The organism is Terrabacter koreensis (genome assembly GCF_054783315.1).
In genome coordinates, this window is record NZ_BAAGQU010000005.1 from 338,760 (window position 1) to 354,822 (window position 16,063).

Here is a 16,063-nt window from a genome sequence, read left to right on the forward strand (position 1 = left end):
CCCAGCCGGCGTGCAGCGCACCGTCGGCACCGGGCGCCTATCGTCGTGCGTGACCAGACGGCGAGGTGACCTCGGGCGGGCAGGGCGCACCCTGAGCGCCTTCGTCGCCGCCGCCGTGGCCGTCGGGCTGCTGGCCGCAGGCCTCTGGACGCCTGCGGTCGCGGCCCTCGGCGGGCTGACGAATGCCGGCAGCGACGCTTTCCTGGCCCTGCCAAGCACCTTCACGATGGCGCAGCCGGCGCAGGGCTCACACATCCTCGCAGCGGACGGGTCGGTCATCGCGACTCCCCAGGACGAGGACCGCGTCGTCGTGCCCCTCTCCGAGGTGGCGCCCGTCATGCGCACCGCGCAGGTCGCGATCGAGGACAGCCGCTTCTACGACCACGGCGCCATCGACCCACAGGGCCTCGCGCGAGCCGTCCTCGAGGACCTGCGCACCGGACAGGCGTCGGAAGGCGCGTCGACACTGACCCAGCAGTTCGTCAAGCTGTCGCTCCAGGCGCAGGCGCTGCGCGATGGCCAGACCGCGGCGGCGCGCGCGGCCATCGCAAAGACGATCCCTCGCAAGCTCGAAGACCTGCGTTACGCCGTCGCCCTCGAGCGATCGTGGAGCAAGGACGAGATCCTCCAGGGCTACCTCGACCTCGCCTACTACGGCGACGGCGCGTACGGCGTCGAGGCGGCCGCGCGCCACTACTTCGACGTGCACGCGAGCGCGCTGACCCTCACCGAGGCGGCCACCCTGGCCGGACTCGTGCAGAGCCCGAGCACCACCGACCCCGCCCACCACCCACGGGCGGCGCAGGCCCGCCGCAACGTCGTGCTGGCGCGGATGAGGGCGCTCGACGAGCTGACACCGAGGCAGTATGCCGCTGCCGTGGCACGCCCGCTCTCGCGTGACCTCACGACGCGTCGCTGCGCCAGGTCGCACCCGAGCGCAACAGCCTCGGGGTCGCCGCAGCCGCCTTCGTCACCGAGCCCGGCACCGGCGCGGTGCTGGGCCTCGGCCAGGACACGGCATACGGCTCGGGTCCCGGCGCGACGGAGGTGGACTACGCCGTGGACCGACGCTACGGCGGCTCGGGCGGCTTCCAGTTCGGGTCGACGGCCAAGGCCTTCGCGCTCGTCACCGCGATGAAGCAGGGACTCGGCACCCACGCCTCCGTCGACGCGCCGGCGGCCGACAATCACCGCCCGGCGACCTTCAGTGCCAAGCAGTTTCCCCCGCCGTGCGGCGTCGGCGGCACGTGGTCGGTCTACAACGACGAGCCGTGGAAGGGTGGCTCGATGTCGCTGCGGCAGGCGACGGCGCAGTCGACCAACACCGCCTTCGTCGCCCTCGCGAGCCCCATCGGGGTCTGCGCGATCCACTCGACGATGACGGCGTTCGGCATCCACGGCGGCGACGGGCAGCCCCTCGGCACCTACCCGCCGCAGGTGGTGCTCGGCGCGCAGGCAGTGTCGCCGCAGACCATGGCCGAGGCCTACGCAGGGCTCGCCGACCACGGCACCCTGTGCGACGTGCACCCGGTGACGAGCGTCGTCCAGGGCGGGCGCACCCTCTGGGCTCCACCCCCGGACTGTCGGCGGGTGGCCGACCCGCGCGCCGTCGACCAGGCGACGCAGTACCTGGAGTACAACATGACGCACGGGTCGGGCGCCCTCAACCAGCTGCCCGGACGGCCATCCGCCGGCAAGACCGGCACGTCCGACGGCAACGCCCAGTCGTGGTTCGTCGGCTACACCCCCCCAGCTCGCCACCGCGGTGTGGGTGGGCAACCCGGTGAACCCCACCCGGCGCATGTTCGACGTGTCGATGGCGGGGAAGTCGTGCACGTCCATGACCGGCGCCTGCTACGCGGCGCCGATCTGGCGCCGGATCATGGACGGCGTGCTGTCGGGCCAGCCCGTCGAGCCGATGCCCTGAAGGCCTATGAGCCGTCGCGCACCCGTCGGGCGAAAGCCGTTGAGCGCGAACGCAGCTCGTCAATCCGACGCTCCACGAGGGATGTCGGGTCGAGGCCACCCTCCATCGCGTTCGGCAGCCGGCGCACGTGCTGCGAGCAGCTGAAGTCGGCGTGCACGAGCGTCCCGAGGCTGTTGCCCTCGCGCCCGGCCGCACCGGCCCGCTTCGCAACCCACAGCCGCACGTCAGCAGTGGCGAAGACGTCCTCGCACCAGGCGCACATCGCGCTCGCCGTGCGCGTCCGCCCTGACGCGCGCAGCACGAACGCCACGGCGTCGTCGTCGACGGGCACGACGGCATACGCCCTCTGGGGGTTGCTGCGGTCGACCCAGCCCAGGTAGTCGAGCTGCTCCCAGGGGAGCGCGTCGAGATCGTTGGGGACGCTGGCCTGTTTCGCCTCGCGGCGCGAGCAGTTCACGAGGGCAGCGCGAATCTCGTTGTCTGTCAGTGGTTTCACGGTGTTCCTGTCGGTCGGGCAGGACCGGATGGCCCGGTCAGCCGGGGTGGGGGAGGTGGCGCGGGACCGTGACCGCTGAGCAGGCCATGCCGGCCACCCACCTCTCCGCGGGCGCTCCCGCTGACTCCTGACGTCCGACGACGACTCGACCGACGGCTCCGAGGACGGAGCAGCGTCCATGGTGTGCCAGGCCCCCTCCGACCGTCCACTCGTTTTCAGAGGTTTCGTGCGTCGACGCCCCAAAGCCCGGCTTCAGGGTGTTTTGTCTCGGCAACATCTGCCGATATCGAGCCGTGACCTACACGGTTCAACGATCGTCTGCGACCGTCGATGCAGTTCATCGGCCGGGGTCCTCCCCGGCCGGCCCGCCGGTACGCCGAGTCCTGTCCGCCGGCTGGGGCAGCAGCGCATCACACGGACAGGAGCGGGGGACCCACTTTCTGGGCCGGCTAGGACCGGTCCTTGGGGTGAAGCCGCGACACGCGGCCGGGCCACTTCTGCCCGAACCCGACAGCTCACCTCGAAGGCGTGGGAAGGAAGACCGACCATGCCCGCTACGAGTCCTGCACGCCCCGGGCGCCACCGGCGCCCCGCACGTCGACTGCCGCTCCAGTCCCTCGCCATCACCCCGCTCCTCGGCGCCGCCCTCGTCCTCGGGACCGGCGGCGCACCGCCGGCCTCCACGACGGCGCCGCCCGCAGCCGCCCCCGCCCCGAGCGCCAAGGCCGCGACGAACAAGGCGGTCGACGTGGCCACCGCCCCCATCGCGACGGTGCCGCGCCGCCTGCAGGCCCTGCGCATCGCCGCCGCCCAGCGCGGCAAGCCCTACCGCTGGGGCGCAGCGGGGCCGTACGCGTTCGACTGCTCCGGCCTCATCTACTACGTCTACCGGACCAAGCTCCACGTCGCGCTGCCCCGCACCGCGAACGCGCAGCGCCTGAAGACCGTCCGGGTGGCGAAGTCCAACATCCTGGCCGGTGACCTCGTCTTCTTCATGCGCGGCGGACGGGCCTACCACGTCGGCGTCTACGCCGGTAGCGGCAAGGTCTGGCACTCGCCGCGACCGGGCCAGCGCGTGCAGCTCTCGAAGCTCTGGACGTCCGCGTGGGTGGCCGGCCGGGTCCGCTAGCCAGGCCCAGGCCTCCTCGCCGGGGCGCCTCGACCGGTGGCTCGGTCGAGGCGCCGGACGAAGCGGCGTTCGACGCCCGGCAGCGTGTCGTCCGCCGAGAGGTCGTCCGGTCCACCGTCGCGCCGGGCCCGTGCCCGCGCCCAGGTGGTGGCGGCCGTCCGGGACGCCGGCGGGTCAACCCCCCTCACGACCCGCTCGGAGCCACCGGTCGCCACGCCGTCGTCCTCCATGCGGTCACCCTCCCCGGGGCCGACCGTGACGACGAACAGGGCCGCGACGGACGCAAGGACCGGAAGGAAAGGAGCCGCAGGTCAGGTGAGCGGCCTGACCTGCGGCTCCGACGTGGAGTGCCGCCGCCTGCGCCCCCCGAGGTGACGGCATACGGCGGAACGGCAGACGGGCACGCTCACGGGTTACCGGGAGCGCACAGCTTCCCGGCCAGGACCGGTCGGCGTGGTCGCCGACGGTGCGGTGCGGGGCCACGTCCAGGCGTGCCGGACGATGAGGGCGAGGAGGACCAGCTCCAGAGCGATCCCGAGGCCGTAGAAGTACACCCAGGTCTCGCCCAGCCCGTTGAAGGCCGTGACGGGCACGTAGAGCGAGGCCACGGTGAGGTTCGTGATGCGGCTCGCCCGGGCGGGCAGCGTCATCGACAGCACGACCATCAGGATCGGGACGCTCACCAGGGCCAGCGACGTGGTCGAGAAGGTCTGCGACAGCTCGAACTCGAAGACCTTGCCGCCGAGGATGTCTTCGACGACGCCAGGAGTGAAGAAGTTGAGGATGTCCACATAGGCGTACAGGAACATGAAGCTCGTCCACGTTGCGGCGAGCTTGGCTCTCACCGGGATCCGCTGGTCTTCCAGCGTCGCGGTGGTGGGTTGACGTGTTCTCATCGTGGGCTCCGTGGTCGTGGTGGGGATGGGTGGGTCCACGATCGCTGAGTCCGGCGGCGGACACATCGGACCGAAGGCTGTGGCTGGCCGGCCGATGGCACGGTCCTTGTCTCGTTCTTTCGGCCGGTCCGCCGAACCACTCGGATCCCTAGGCTGGAGCCGTGGTCACTGTCCGGCGCCCCATCTGGCACGAGCCGCGGCCTGCTGACGCCCCACCCGTCAGTCGCCTCGATCGGCTGCTGGTGGGTGCGTTCGCGGCCGCAGCCGTGGCCGAGGGCATCGTTCGGCCGGGCCTGGCTTGGCGACCGCTCGTGACGGTGCTCGCCCTGGCGCTGGTGCCTGCCCTGCTCTGGCGGCGGGCGCGCCCCCTGACGGCCGCCGTGGTGGGGTGGGGCGTCGCCGGGCTGTTGTCGGTGCTCCAGCTGGTTGCGCACGCCGGGGACCTCGGCCTCTACTCCATGATGGCGGTCCTGCTCCTGCTCTACTCCCTGGTGCGGTGGGGCTCGGGACGGGAGATGGTCCTGGGAACGGCGTTCGTGGCGGTCGTCGTCGCGTTGGCGATGTACGCCGCCTCCGCAGCCTGGGCGGACGTCTTCGGCGGCAGCGTCCTCCTGCTGTTGTGCGTCGCCCTCGCGGCGGTGTTCCGCTACCGGGCCGACCTCTGGCATCGCCAGCAGCGCGAGATCCGTAATCAGGAGCGGGTGGCACTGGCGCGCGAGCTGCACGACACCGTGGCCCACCACGTCTCGGCCATCGCGGTGCAGGCGCAGGCCGGTGGCGTGGTCGCGAGCTTCCAGCCCGAGAGGGCCGTCGAGGTCCTGGCCGCGATCGAGTCCGAAGCCTCGCGAACCCTGGCCGAGATGAGATCCATGGTGCGGGTGCTACGTGAGGAGGACGACGTCGACTACTCACCGCAGCGGGGGGTCGCGGACCTGACTGCGCTGGCGCGCGCCGACGCGACACCCATCGTCGAGGTCTCGCTGGACGGTCCGTTGACCCCGCTCGCACGACCCGTTGACGCAGCGCTGTACCGCCTCGCGCAGGAGTCGCTCACCAACGCCGTACGGCACGCCAGGGGCGCGACCCGCGTCGGGATCGAGGTACGCCGGGAGGGCGCAGCCATCAGGCTGCGTGTCAGCGACGACGGAGAGACCGGGCCGGGGTCGACCCCGGAGCCCGGGTTCGGCCTGCTGGGCATGGCCGAACGCGCGCAGCTGCTGGGCGGATCGCTCTCAGCGGGGCCCGGTCCCGAGGGTGGCTGGGTGGTCGAGGCCGTACTGCCGGTGAAGGCGCTGGCATGAGCATCCGTGTCGTCGTGGCCGACGACCAGGACCTGGTGCGGACCGGGCTCGTCATGATCCTCGGCGCACAAGCCGATCTCGAGGTGGTGGGGGAGGCAGCAGACGGGCATGCAGCGCTCGACCTGGCGACCCGGCTACGTCCCGACGTCCTGCTCGTCGACATCCGGATGCCCGGACTCGACGGCGTCGAGGTGACGCGGCGCCTCGCCGGTCCTGGCGTGACGGACCCCATCGCGGTCGTCGTGATCACCACCTTCGATCTCGACGAGTACGTCCTCGGAGCCCTGCGCGCCGGCGCTCGCGGCTTCCTGCTCAAGGACGCCGGCCCGGAGCTCCTCGTGCAGGCCATCCACGCGGCGGCCGACGGCCAGGCGCTGATCGCCCCCAACGTCACCCGTCGCCTGCTGGCGACCTTTGCCGAGCAGTCGCCGGTGGTGCCGGTCCAGCCCAGCGACCCGCTCACCGGTCGCGAGGAGGAGGTGCTCGCGCTGGTTGCACGGGGACGGACCAACGCCGAGATCGCCACCGAGCTCTTCGTCGGCCTGAGCACGGTCAAGACGCACGTCGCATCGTTGATGTCCAAGCTCGGTGCCCGCAACCGCGTCGAGATCGCGATGTGGGCTCACGACACCAGGCGCGTGAGAGCCGACTACGGGTCGTGACCCGGGCCGCGCGCGGAAGTCTGGGCGCTGGTCGGGTGTCCGTGGCACTCGACCCCCGAGGCAGTGACCCGACGACGAAGCCGCAGGTCGGGAACCATGTCCTGACCTGCGGCTTTCGTGTGGAGCGAGCGACGGGAATCGAACCCGCGTATCCAGCTTGGGAAGCTGGCGCTCTACCATTGAGCTACGCTCGCACGGGCCGCCGGCTGATGCCCGCAGAGGGCTCGCGAGCGGCACGCGGCGTCAGTGTAGCCGACGCCGTGACAGTGCACCGACCGCGACCCCAGGGGCCACGACCGTCATGGATCTGACCAAGCAGTCCGCCTTCGTCGAGCACGTCCGCGGACGGGGCGGCGCCACGGCCCAGGTGGCCGTGACCCTCGAGCAGTTCTTCGAGGGCAACGACTGCGAGTGGTGCATCGCCCCCAACCGCCCCGAGGACGTGCCGCTCGAGACGGTGCGACGGGTCCTCTTCGACCTGCGCTCGCATCCCGACGTGCACGACGTCCGCGTCGAGCTCGACGTGCTCGAGTTCCAGGACTTCCCGGACGATGAATGGCCTTACGCCAGTGGGGTGGCCGTCATCACGACGCTCCAGCCCGAGGAGGTCGACGCGATGACGATCGACGCCGACACCGAGGCGAGCGGCGGCCCGGCTGCCGGTGCCGACTGGCTCGTCGACGCGCCGACGGTGCCGCAGGGACACCACTACGTCGGGGTGTGGTGGGACTGATGTCCGCGGGTGGCGCGCCCGTCGCGCTGAGCGGTGTCGAGCAGGTCACCGACGCGCTCTGCTACCACGGCGAGGGCCCGGTCTGGTCGCCGTCCTGGGGAGGGTTGCGCTGGGTGGACCTGCTGGCCGGCGACGTCCTCACCCTCCGCGCCGACGGCTCGGTCGAGCGCCTGCACGTCGGCGCGGTGGCAGCGTTCCTGCGCCCCCGTACGCGGGGTGGCTGGGTCGTCGCCACCGAGCGCGGGCTGGCGCTGGCCGGCGAGCCAGACGGCATACCGGAGCCGTGGTTCGACCTCTGGGACGACCCGTCCATCCGGATGAACGAGGGCGGCGTGGACGCCGAGGGCCGACTGTGGGCGGGCACCATGGGCTACGACCGCGTGCCCGGCAGCGCGACCCTCTACCGCGTCGACGCCGACGGGTCCGTGGAGACCGTGGTCCCCGACGCGACGATCTCGAACGGCATCGACCTGTCACCCGACGGCACCCTCGCCTACTACGACGACACCCCGACCGGGCGCACCGACGTCTTCGACGTCGTCGACGGCGAGCTGGTGAACCGCCGGCCCTTCGTCACCCACGACGCCGGCCATCCCGACGGGCTCACCGTCGACAGCGCGGGCAACGTCTGGGTCGCTCTCAACGGCGCGGGGCGCGTGCGTTGCTTCTCGCCGACGGGCGACGTGCTCGCGGAGGTCGCGCTGCCGGTGCGGCTCACGACGGCGTGCACCTTCGGCGGGGACGACCTCCGTGACCTCTACGTCACGACGTCGCGCGAGAACCTCGACGACCCCGAGCCGCAGGCCGGTGCCCTCTTCAGGGTGCGGGTGTCCGTGCCCGGCCAGCCGGTGCGCGCCTTCGCGGGCTGAGTCACACCGCTGCTTCCCGGGGGCGTATGCCGTCCGATCGGGCAGGCAGCTTCAGCCGGCGTGGGTGACGCCCCCGTCGGGGGAGTAGCCGAACATCGAGATCGACCGGCCCGGCCGATGGGGGAGGCCGGCCATGGGCTCGCCCGGCGTCGCACCATCGGGACCGCCGGCCGCGTCGCCGGATCCCACGCCGAGCAGGCTGCGCGTCAGCCGCTGGGAGTCCGACAGCAGCTCGTCGAGGGCCCCGCCGAGGTGGTCGTCGGCGGGTGGCTCGTCGCGCAGCGCCGCGGCGAGCACCGCGCGGCGCACGAGCTCCTTCGCGAACGACGCCGTGGTGCCCTCGGTACGGGCAGCAGCGACCGACATGGCCTCGTCGCCGAAGAGGTGGCCGCCGTAGAGGCGGAGCAGCTCGAGCCGCCCCTCGAGGTCGGGCAGCGGGATCTCCGCCGCGAGGTCGACGCGACCGGGCCGCTGCGACAGCGCGACCTCGAGGTCCTCGACGCGGTTGGTCGTCAGCACGAACGCGACGTCGGCGTCGGCGTCGAGGCCGTCCAGGGCGTCGAGCACCTCGAACAGCAGCGGTGAGGCTCCCATCGAGAAGGAGCGGTCCTCGGCGACGAGGTCGCAGTCCTCGAGGACGACGATCGCCGGCTGGTGCGCCCGGGCGACCTTCGCGGCGTCGTGGACGAAACGCAGCGAGCCGCCGCTCAGCAGGACCGCAGTGGTGCCGGGAGTGGACGAGAGCAGGTGGCGCACGGTGTGCGTCTTGCCGGTGCCGGGCGGTCCGTAGAGCAGGACGCCACGCTTGAGGTGCTGGCCATGGGCGAGGAGCCGCGCGCGCTGCTCGCCCATCCCGATGACGTGGTGCGACACCCGCTCGAGCAGGCCGTCGGGGAGCACGACCGCCCCGGCGTCGACCGACGGGCGCTCCACGAACGTCACCCCGCTGATGCCGGGGCCGTAGGGGTCACTGCCGAACGTGACGACCTGGCCCCGGAGGACGCTCCGCTCGTCCATGAGCTGCTGCACGCGCGCCATGAGCGACTCGGCCAGGTCACGGTCGGTGCACATCACCTCGATGCTGCCCACCTCGCGCCCGAACTGCCGGTTGGCGCCCTGCTGGCGCACGGCGACGGGGGTGCCCTCGAAGCGGAAGAGCCGGATGCCCGAGGTGACCACCTGGCGGCTGTCGTCCTTGCCGGGGCCGGTGGGCATGCGGTCGTAGTCGACCTGGCCGACCGGCAGCCCCGACCCGTGGAGCCCCTGCACCAGGTCGCCCAGCGACATGTGGTGGCGCATGTCGCCGGCGATGCCGACGATCGAGCGGTCGGGGTCGTCGTCGGACACCTCGCCGAGCGCGAGGTCGGCATCGACCATCCGGTGCGGTGGCACGGGCTGCGCGACGACCGCCAGCGCGCGCGGTTCCACCCCGAGGTGGTCGGCGAGCACGTCGACGAGGCGCGGGCCGCCGCCGTCGCCCGGGACCCGCTCGAGCACGGCCCGCACGACGCGGTGGAGGTCGTCGAGCAGCGGGTCGACCGACGACGCGGGGGAGTCGTGCCCTGTTGCCTTCGAGGTGGCGTTCGAGGTGGCGTTCGAGGGGTCCATGACGTGACGATAGGCGGCGCGCGAGGTCCACAGGGCAGGAGTGCGGGAGCGATTCCGGCACCGCGTTATAGCCTCGACCCGTGCTGCTCTCCGACAAGGACATCCGGGCCGAGATCTCCGCCGAGCGGGTCGTGCTCGACCCCTGGGACCCGCAGATGGTCCAGCCCTCCAGCGTCGACGTCCGGCTGGACAAGTTCTTCCGCCTCTTCGACAACCACAAGTACCCCTACATCGACCCGGCGGCCGAGCAGCCCGACCTCACCCGCCTCGTCGAGGTCGGCCCGGACGAGGAGGGCTTCGTCCTGCACCCCGGCGAGTTCGTGCTCGGGTCGACGCTCGAGACGGTCACGCTGCCCGACGACCTCGCGGCCCGCGTCGAGGGCAAGAGCTCGCTGGGCCGGCTCGGTCTGCTCACCCACGCCACAGCCGGCTTCGTCGACCCCGGGTTCAGCGGCCACGTCACCCTCGAGCTGTCCAACGTCGCGACGCTGCCGATCATGCTCTACCCCGGCATGAAGATCGGACAGCTCTGCTTCTTCAGGCTCAGCTCGCCGTCCGAGAACCCCTACGGCTCAGCGACATACGGCTCCCACTACCAGGGCCAGCGCGGCCCGACCGCGAGCCGGTCGTTCAAGAACTTCCACCGCACGCAGGTGTGAGCACCACATCCCGGGCGTCCAGGTCCGCCGGGCCGACGCAGCCGACCGAGCCGACCGAGCCGACCCGTGCCGACTCACGTATGCCGCTCGCGTCCCTCGCGTGGGACGCGCAGCCTGCCCGCGCCGGGGTGGTCGTCCTCGTCATGCACGGGGGCGCGGTCGACGGGTTCGAGGTCAACCACCCCTGGTCGCACAACGTGGCCCGGCTCGTGCCGTTCGCGCGTGCCCTGCGCAGGGTGCCGGGGCCGGTCGCGGTGGCGCGCCTGCGCTTCCGGGTGCGCGGCTGGAACGGTGAGCAGCGCATGCCCGTCGTCGACGCGCGGTGGGCGCTGCGGCAGATCCGCGAGACCTGCCCCGGCCGGCCGATCGCGCTCGTCGGCCACTCGATGGGCGGTCGCGTCGCCATGCACCTCGGCGACGAGGAGGACGTCCGGCTGGTGCTGGCGCTCGCGCCGTGGATCGAGCCCGACGACCCCTGGCCGGGCGTGGGACGACGCACCGTCGTCATCCACGGCGACCGCGACATCGTCTGCGGCCTCAGCCGGTCGCGAGAGCGCATCGAGAAGATGCAGGCGGAGGGTCTCGACGCGACCCTCGTGCGCGTCGCCCGCTCCGACCACGCGATGCTCGTGCGCGCGCCGCTGTGGACCGCGCTCGTCACCGAGACCGTCGCCGCGACCTTCGCGCCGGAGCTGGGTGGCTCGGGCGAGCCTCGGTCGGGCCCGATCGGCGCCGTCGTGGCGCGGGTCGTGCACTCCGGGGGCACCACGATCGACATCTGAGGCGACGCGTCCGATCCCGGTCGGGCGGGCGCTCGCCCCCGCGACGGCAGGCTCAGTCGAACGGCAGCGGCGTCGCGGCGACCCAGTGGTCGACGACGTCGACGGCGGCCGCCACGCTCGGTGCGAGGTCGTGGTCGTCCAGCTCCGCCACGAGGTGCGTGCACCGGGCCACCAGGTCGGCCAGCTCGCCGGAGACGCGTCGACCGCCGAGGTCGAGCGCACGGACAGCCGCGACGAGCTCGAGGGCTATGAGCTGCCGGTAGGCGTCGGCGGCCTCGCCGAGGCGCGCGGTGGACACGGACGCGTGGCTCGCCCCGTCCTCGACGCCGGCGGACACCGAGACCCACTGGATCGAGCGCGCCGCCGATGCGGCCTCGCGGATGAGGGCCATGGCCGAGGCGGCGCCGTACTCGAGGATCAGCAGGCCCGAGGACCCCGCCTTCGGCCCGGCGAGGAAGCGGGGGAGACCGCTCGCGGCGTCGGTGAGCAGGTGCGAGATGCGGGAGGCGATGGTGTGTGCCGAGCCCACGAGGGCGAGCAGGGAGGCGTCGACCGCGAGCGCGAGGTAGGCCTGGTGGAAGCCGCCGTGGTGCGCGACGGTGGGTGGGTCCGACTGCACCACAGCGGGATTCTCGCTGCCGGTGTTGACGAGCGCCTCGACGATCCGGCGCAGGATTCCCATCTGGTCGAGCAGCGGGCCGTGCACCTGCGGGAAGGTGCGCAGCCCGAAGAAGTCCTGGATCTGCGCCGGCTCGACCATGTCGGCCTGCACCAGCCGGGTGACCGTCGCCGCTGCGGTGACGGCGCCCGGGAAGGGCGTGACCTTTTCGACAACCGGCCCGAAGGCCTCGGGGTTGCCGCGCAGCGCGACGAACGACAGGGCGCAGACGGCCATGGCCACCTCGGCGAGGCGGGCCAGCTCGGCGCATCCGTGGGCCGCCTCTGCGAGGGTGAAGGCGCTGCTCGACATGAGGGGGAGCGCGTCGGCGTCGTCGAGCGGCGCAGGGGTGCGGAACGTCCCGTCGCCACAGGGGCGCTCGCCGAGGAGCGTCAGGCCGACCTCGGCGAGCGCGGTGAGGTCGCCGGTGCCGATGGCGCCCCGGCGGTGCACCACCGGAAGCTGCGGGTCGTCGGCCCTCACGGCGTCGACGAGCGCGTGCAGGAGGGCCTCGCTCGCGCCGGACGCCCCCGCGAGGAGCTGGTTGACGCGGATCGCGAGGGCGCTGCGCACCATCGGTGCCGGGAACGGCTCACCCCACCCCGCGCTGTGGCTGCGCAGCAGGGCGTGTCCCGGTCGGGGTGAGGCATTGACCTGGTCGCGGTTGGCGCCGACGCCGGACGTCCTGCCGTAGACGGGCCGCAGCGCGGCGACGATCCGTGCCGTTCGGGCTGCCCGGTCGACACCGGACGCGGCCTCGGCGTCGACGACGAAGGTGGCGCGCCGGCCCAGGGCGTCGATCTCCGCGACCGTCAGCTGCTTTCCCGTCAGGGTGATCGTCATGTGGGGTCCTCGGATCACGGCGTGAGATTCCTCGGGCAACAGGCTGTTGCTCTCACTTCGCAGTGTGCCAGACTGCCACTGTGCAGCAAAGGCTTGCCGCTGGATGAAATGCGGTACGGCTCTCCCCTCGATGGCACGACGAGGTGTCACCCATGGCACGACCAGCACGTTCCACCACCGTCCCGGCCTCTGGCCCGGCCTCGCCCGGCGTCGACCGAGCGGTGTCAGCGCCCGGAGGGGCGGCCACCCGCTCCGTCGAGCGCGCGCTCGGCCTCCTCGCGCACGTCTGCGAGTCCGCCCCCGTCAGCCTCTCGGAGTGCGCGAAGGTCGTCGGACTGTCCCCGACGACGGCCCTGCGCCTCCTGCGCACCCTCGAAGGGCTCGACTTCGTCAGCAGGGACGCGGGTGGCGACTTCCATCCAGGGTCGTTGGCCTTCCGGTTCGGGGCGATCGCGCTCGGGCGCAACCAGATGGTCAAGGCGGCCGAGCCGGCACTCGAGCGGCTCAGCGTCCAGTGCGGGGAGTCGGCGTACCTCGGCATCGCGGGACGATCCGACGAGGCGGTCTACATCGCGATGGCCGAAGGGACCTTCTCGATCCGCCACGCCGGTTGGGTCGGACGCACCGTGCCGGTCGACCGCACGGCCATCGGCGCTGCCCTGCAGGGGCGAACCCCGGAATGCGGGTATGTGGTGGTGCGTTCGAAGGTCGAAGAGGACGTCACGGCCATCGCAGCCCCGATCGCGTGGACGGGCGGCATCGCAGGGGCCCTCAATGTCGTGGGACCCTCGTATCGTCTTGACCAGCAACGAAGCCGTGACGTCGGCGAAGCCGTCGCCGCGGAGGCTCGAACGATCGCGCGAACCCTGTTCCCGACCCATCACACGAATGAGGTGACGAGCCGATGATCCGGTTCGAGTCCGTGACCAAGGAGTTCCCCGACGGCACCGTCGCCGTCGACGCGCTCAGCCTGACGGCGCCGACCGGCAAGATCACGGTGCTCGTCGGCCCGTCCGGCTGTGGCAAGACCACGTCGCTGCGCATGATCAACCGGATGATCGAGCCGACCGGCGGCCGCATCCTCATCGACGACCGCGACACGTCCACGATCGACGCCGCCGAGCTGCGCCGTGGCATCGGCTACGTCATCCAGCACGCGGGGCTCTTCCCGCACCGCACGATCCTCGCCAACATCACCACCGTCCCGCTGCTGCTCGGGTGGGACAAGGCCAAGGCGACGAGCCACGCGCTAGAGCTCATGGACCGCGTCGGGCTGCCGCAGTCCTTCGCCAAGCGGTACCCCTCGCAGCTCTCCGGCGGCCAGCAGCAGCGCGTCGGCGTCGCCCGCGCCCTCGCCGCCGACCCGCCGGTGATGCTGATGGACGAGCCGTTCAGCGCGGTGGACCCGATCGTGCGCGAGCAGCTCCAGGACGAGTTCCTGCGCCTGCAGGAGGAGATCGGCAAGACCATCGTCTTCGTCACCCACGACATCGACGAGGCGATCAAGCTCGGCGACCAGGTGGCGGTCCTCAGGGTCGGGGGCAGGCTCGCCCAGCTCGCCGCCCCCGAGGAGCTGCTGTCACGGCCGGTCGACGACTTCGTGGCCGACTTCGTCGGGCGAGACCGCGGGTACCGCACGCTCGGCTTCCGCACCGCACCGTTCCCCACCAGCTCCGAGCCGACGGTCCGCCTCGGCGCGTCCGCCGCTGACGCGCGGGGGGTGACCGACGACCCGTGGGTCCTCGTGCTCGACGACGACGACCACCCCGTCGGCTGGGTCGAGCGGGAGCGCCTGGACGGGACGGTGACGCGTGATGCCCTCCACCGGGGCGGCACCGTGGCCTCGACCGACGGTCCGCTGCGGCAGGCGCTCGACGCCGCGCTGTCGGCGCCGTCCGGCCGCGGTGTCATCGTGGGGCCCGACGGCGTCTTCGTCGGCACCGTGCGGGCCCGAGACCTCATCGAGCCCATCGAGGCGAGCGCCGCCCGCGAGCGTGCCGCCTCCTCCGCCGACGCCTCCGGCGACGAGGCCGGCGAGGGGGCCGGCGAGGGGATCGTCGTGGCAGAGCCGAAGGCGCTCTGATGGACTGGTTCACCTCGCACCTCGACGACGTGTGGCGGCTCTCCGTCATCCACGCCTACCTGGCGGGTATCCCGCTCCTGCTCGGCCTGGTCGTCGCGCTGCCCCTGGGGTGGCTCGCGCGGCGCTTCTCCTGGGCCTACCCGCCGCTCATCATCGGCACCGGGCTGCTCTACACGCTGCCCTCGCTGGCCGTCTTCATCCTCCTTCCCGGCATCCTGCACACCCAGATCCTCGACCCCGTCAACGTGCTCGTGGCCATGACGGTCTACACCGTGGCCCTGCTCGTGCGCACGGTCGCCGACGGCCTCGGCGCGATCCCGGACGACGTGCGGCTCGCCGCCAACGCCATGGGCTACCGGCCCGTCCGCCGGCTCCTGGGTGTCGAGCTGCCGCTCGCGGTGCCCGTCATCTCGGCGGGCCTGCGCGTCGCGGCGGTCAGCAACGTCAGCATCGTCAGCGTCGCGGCCATCATCGGCGTCGAGCAGCTCGGCTCGCTCTTCACCGACGGCTTCAACCGTGACTTCTTCGCGCCGATCGTCACGGGGATCATCGCCTGTGGCGTCCTGTCGCTGCTCTTCGACGTCGTCATCGTCGTCGTCACCCGGCTGCTGACGCCCTGGACCCGAGCGAGGGCCGCATCGTGATCAACGACATCATCGCCTGGCTCACCGACTCCGCCCACCGCGACGACATCGTCCAGCGGCTCCTCGAGCACCTCCAGTACGTCCTCCTCGCGACCGTCATCGCCGCGGGCGTGGCGATCCCGGCCGGCATGTGGGTCGGCCACACAGGGCGCGGCAAGTTCGCCGTCGTCAACATCTCCGGCTTCGCCCGTGCCATCCCGACGCTCGGCCTGCTGTTCTTCATCGTGCTGTGGCTCGGGCCGAGCCTGTCCGGCGACCTCGCCTTCCTGCTCCCGAGCCTCATCGTGCTCGTCGTGCTCGCGATCCCGCCGATCCTCGCCGGCACCTACGCCGGCATCGACGAGGTCGACCCGGCGGCCCGTGACGCGGCTCGCGGAATGGGAATGCGTGGCTGGCAGGTGCTGTTCAAGGTTGAGGTGCCGTGCGCCCTCCCACTCATCTTCTCGGGTCTGCGCTCGGCGTTGTTGCAGGTCGTGGCCACCGCGACCATCGCTGCGACGGTCGGGCTCGGCGGGCTCGGTCGTTTCCTCATCGATGGTCTGGCGGTCCGCGACTACCCCCAGATGGCCTCTGGCGCCGTCCTCGTCGCCGCCCTGGCCCTCGTCATCGATCTCGTCGCCGCCGTCGTCCAGCGGTTCGCCGTCTCACGCGGTGTCACCGGACGGTTCCGCACCAGACGCGCCCGCGTCGCGGTCGGGTCCACCGCAGAGTCACCGGCCACCGCAGAGTCACCGGCCACCACGACGGTCGGCACGGCCCACTGATCCCCCAGC

The 16,063-nt window shown here is 72.2% G+C and carries 16 protein-coding genes, 1 tRNA gene, 1 pseudogene and 1 riboswitch; of the genes and pseudogenes, 13 read left to right on the top strand and 5 right to left on the bottom strand.

Going from position 1 to position 16,063, the window contains the following annotated elements; all coding sequences use genetic code 11:
- The first annotated feature begins 226 nt into the window (after positions 1 to 226).
- Entirely contained in the window at positions 227 to 1,138 is a 912-nt protein-coding gene (locus tag ACYVNR_RS13855) for a transglycosylase domain-containing protein (protein ID WP_461049385.1), read from the top strand.
- A pseudogene (locus ACYVNR_RS13860) lies at positions 1,021 to 1,692 on the top strand (penicillin-binding transpeptidase domain-containing protein); the annotation flags it as partial. The gene ACYVNR_RS13855 and the pseudogene ACYVNR_RS13860, both read left to right, overlap by 118 nt.
- A 239-nt stretch (positions 1,693 to 1,931) precedes the next feature.
- Here ACYVNR_RS13860 and ACYVNR_RS13865 read toward each other — a convergent pair.
- Positions 1,932 to 2,603 (bottom strand): FBP domain-containing protein, encoded by a 672-nt coding sequence (locus ACYVNR_RS13865; protein ID WP_461049387.1) that lies wholly within the window; start codon positions 2,601 to 2,603, stop codon positions 1,932 to 1,934.
- A 216-nt stretch (positions 2,604 to 2,819) separates the two neighbouring features.
- Positions 2,820 to 2,967: riboswitch (cyclic di-AMP (ydaO/yuaA leader) on the top strand.
- 3 nt (positions 2,968 to 2,970) lie between these two features.
- Between ACYVNR_RS13865 and ACYVNR_RS13870 the strand changes: the two genes are divergently transcribed.
- Positions 2,971 to 3,552 carry a C40 family peptidase gene (locus ACYVNR_RS13870; protein WP_461048671.1) on the top strand — a complete coding sequence of 194 codons (582 nt, stop codon included), beginning with the start codon at positions 2,971 to 2,973 and terminating at the stop codon, positions 3,550 to 3,552.
- A 413-nt stretch (positions 3,553 to 3,965) separates the two neighbouring features.
- On the opposite strand, the gene ACYVNR_RS13875 is transcribed toward ACYVNR_RS13870, so the two are convergent.
- Positions 3,966 to 4,397, bottom strand: coding sequence for a DUF6326 family protein (locus ACYVNR_RS13875; RefSeq protein WP_461048673.1), 432 nt, complete (start codon positions 4,395 to 4,397; stop codon positions 3,966 to 3,968).
- Between the two features lie 212 nt (positions 4,398 to 4,609).
- Here ACYVNR_RS13875 and ACYVNR_RS13880 point away from each other — a divergent pair, with 212 nt between their 5' ends.
- Both ACYVNR_RS13880 and ACYVNR_RS13885 read left to right on the top strand, forming a co-directional pair.
- Positions 4,610 to 5,749 (top strand): sensor histidine kinase, encoded by a 1,140-nt coding sequence (locus ACYVNR_RS13880; protein ID WP_461048675.1) that lies wholly within the window; start codon positions 4,610 to 4,612, stop codon positions 5,747 to 5,749.
- A complete protein-coding gene (locus tag ACYVNR_RS13885) occupies positions 5,746 to 6,411 on the top strand; it encodes a response regulator (protein WP_461048677.1) in 666 nt (221 codons plus the stop codon). The genes ACYVNR_RS13880 and ACYVNR_RS13885 overlap by 4 nt, the downstream gene beginning before the upstream one ends.
- 120 nt (positions 6,412 to 6,531) lie before the next feature.
- Here the strand turns inward: ACYVNR_RS13885 and ACYVNR_RS13890 are convergent.
- Positions 6,532 to 6,605: transfer RNA gene (locus ACYVNR_RS13890), tRNA-Gly, on the bottom strand.
- Between the two features lie 107 nt (positions 6,606 to 6,712).
- Between ACYVNR_RS13890 and ACYVNR_RS13895 the strand changes: the two genes are divergently transcribed.
- Both ACYVNR_RS13895 and ACYVNR_RS13900 read left to right on the top strand, forming a co-directional pair.
- On the top strand, positions 6,713 to 7,144 hold the full coding sequence (locus ACYVNR_RS13895; RefSeq protein ID WP_045189514.1) for a hypothetical protein: 432 nt from the start codon (positions 6,713 to 6,715) through the stop codon (positions 7,142 to 7,144).
- On the top strand, positions 7,144 to 8,013 hold the full coding sequence (locus tag ACYVNR_RS13900; RefSeq protein WP_461048680.1) for an SMP-30/gluconolactonase/LRE family protein: 870 nt from the start codon (positions 7,144 to 7,146) through the stop codon (positions 8,011 to 8,013). The genes ACYVNR_RS13895 and ACYVNR_RS13900 overlap by 1 nt, the downstream gene beginning before the upstream one ends.
- Positions 8,014 to 8,064: 51 nt before the next feature.
- Here the strand turns inward: ACYVNR_RS13900 and ACYVNR_RS13905 are convergent, their stop codons facing one another.
- Entirely contained in the window at positions 8,065 to 9,621 is a 1,557-nt protein-coding gene (locus ACYVNR_RS13905) for an AAA family ATPase (RefSeq protein ID WP_461048682.1), read from the bottom strand.
- Positions 9,622 to 9,701: 80 nt separating this feature from the next.
- Between ACYVNR_RS13905 and dcd the strand changes: the two genes are divergently transcribed.
- Together dcd and ACYVNR_RS13915 are read left to right on the top strand one after the other, a co-directional pair.
- Positions 9,702 to 10,280 (top strand): dCTP deaminase, encoded by a 579-nt coding sequence (dcd, locus tag ACYVNR_RS13910; protein ID WP_458799375.1) that lies wholly within the window; start codon positions 9,702 to 9,704, stop codon positions 10,278 to 10,280.
- A complete protein-coding gene (locus ACYVNR_RS13915) occupies positions 10,277 to 11,062 on the top strand; it encodes an alpha/beta hydrolase (RefSeq protein ID WP_461048684.1) in 786 nt (261 codons plus the stop codon). Before dcd ends, ACYVNR_RS13915 begins: the two co-directional genes overlap by 4 nt.
- A 52-nt stretch (positions 11,063 to 11,114) precedes the next feature.
- On the opposite strand, the gene ACYVNR_RS13920 is transcribed toward ACYVNR_RS13915, so the two are convergent.
- Positions 11,115 to 12,563: an aromatic amino acid ammonia-lyase gene (locus tag ACYVNR_RS13920; RefSeq protein WP_461048686.1), complete on the bottom strand. Its 1,449-nt coding sequence runs from the start codon at positions 12,561 to 12,563 to the stop codon at positions 11,115 to 11,117.
- Between the two features lie 152 nt (positions 12,564 to 12,715).
- Between ACYVNR_RS13920 and ACYVNR_RS13925 the strand changes: the two genes are divergently transcribed.
- Genes ACYVNR_RS13925 through ACYVNR_RS13940 form a run of 4 tightly spaced genes read left to right on the top strand, consistent with a single transcriptional unit; the run spans position 12,716 to position 16,054 of the window.
- The gene (locus ACYVNR_RS13925; protein ID WP_461048688.1) at positions 12,716 to 13,471 is read left to right on the top strand and encodes an IclR family transcriptional regulator; all 756 of its coding nucleotides are present in this window, start codon (positions 12,716 to 12,718) and stop codon (positions 13,469 to 13,471) included.
- Positions 13,468 to 14,646, top strand: a complete 1,179-nt coding sequence (locus ACYVNR_RS13930) for an ABC transporter ATP-binding protein (protein ID WP_461048690.1) — start codon at positions 13,468 to 13,470, stop codon at positions 14,644 to 14,646. Before ACYVNR_RS13925 ends, ACYVNR_RS13930 begins: the two co-directional genes overlap by 4 nt.
- A complete protein-coding gene (locus ACYVNR_RS13935; protein ID WP_045189503.1) occupies positions 14,646 to 15,290 on the top strand; it encodes an ABC transporter permease in 645 nt (214 codons plus the stop codon). Before ACYVNR_RS13930 ends, ACYVNR_RS13935 begins: the two co-directional genes overlap by 1 nt.
- A complete protein-coding gene (locus ACYVNR_RS13940; RefSeq protein ID WP_045189501.1) occupies positions 15,287 to 16,054 on the top strand; it encodes an ABC transporter permease in 768 nt (255 codons plus the stop codon). The genes ACYVNR_RS13935 and ACYVNR_RS13940 overlap by 4 nt, the downstream gene beginning before the upstream one ends.
- Positions 16,055 to 16,063 lie beyond the last annotated feature (9 nt).

Coding starts and splice junctions, on each gene's coding strand:
- ACYVNR_RS13885 (WP_461048677.1), top strand. CDS start 5,746: ATGAGCATCCGTGTCGTCGTGGCCGACGACCAGGACCTGGTGCGGACC.
- ACYVNR_RS13930 (WP_461048690.1), top strand. CDS start 13,468: ATGATCCGGTTCGAGTCCGTGACCAAGGAGTTCCCCGACGGCACCGTC.
- ACYVNR_RS13870 (WP_461048671.1), top strand. CDS start 2,971: ATGCCCGCTACGAGTCCTGCACGCCCCGGGCGCCACCGGCGCCCCGCA.
- ACYVNR_RS13920 (WP_461048686.1), bottom strand. CDS start 12,563: ATGACGATCACCCTGACGGGAAAGCAGCTGACGGTCGCGGAGATCGAC.
- ACYVNR_RS13905 (WP_461048682.1), bottom strand. CDS start 9,621: ATGGACCCCTCGAACGCCACCTCGAACGCCACCTCGAAGGCAACAGGG.
- ACYVNR_RS13895 (WP_045189514.1), top strand. CDS start 6,713: ATGGATCTGACCAAGCAGTCCGCCTTCGTCGAGCACGTCCGCGGACGG.
- ACYVNR_RS13935 (WP_045189503.1), top strand. CDS start 14,646: ATGGACTGGTTCACCTCGCACCTCGACGACGTGTGGCGGCTCTCCGTC.
- ACYVNR_RS13925 (WP_461048688.1), top strand. CDS start 12,716: ATGGCACGACCAGCACGTTCCACCACCGTCCCGGCCTCTGGCCCGGCC.
- ACYVNR_RS13900 (WP_461048680.1), top strand. CDS start 7,144: ATGTCCGCGGGTGGCGCGCCCGTCGCGCTGAGCGGTGTCGAGCAGGTC.
- ACYVNR_RS13865 (WP_461049387.1), bottom strand. CDS start 2,603: ATGGACGCTGCTCCGTCCTCGGAGCCGTCGGTCGAGTCGTCGTCGGAC.
- ACYVNR_RS13855 (WP_461049385.1), top strand. CDS start 227: ATGGCGCAGCCGGCGCAGGGCTCACACATCCTCGCAGCGGACGGGTCG.